Here is a 259-nt window from a genome sequence, read left to right as displayed (position 1 = left end):
CGTTTCATCGATTAATACCCGCGCACACACCAGCGAGATTCGGCACTTCAAAATCTTTATTGACTGGATTCTTTCCGGCGAATCCGCAGACCATTTAGCCAAACGCCTTGGGGTAACAAGGCGGACTTTGACCCGGTGGTTCAAGCTGCTGTGGTTTATCACCGTGCCCACGTCTACTGACCCCTATCGTGTTTACGACCAGGTCTTTATCGACGGCACCTACTTCCACAAGAAATGCCTGCTGGTAGCCTGCACCGAA

General features: G+C 51.7%; 1 pseudogene. It reads left to right on the top strand.

The features are described from left to right. Positions 1-259, top strand: a pseudogene (locus HMPREF2565_RS13405) (IS256 family transposase); the annotation flags it as partial.

Source organism: Corynebacterium sp. HMSC072A04, assembly GCF_001809235.1.
In the GTDB taxonomy this organism is placed as follows: Bacteria; Actinomycetota; Actinomycetes; order Mycobacteriales; family Mycobacteriaceae; genus Corynebacterium; species Corynebacterium hiratae.
The sequence above is the reverse complement of the archived record's forward strand: the minus strand, read 5'-3'. Positions and strand labels throughout refer to the sequence as shown.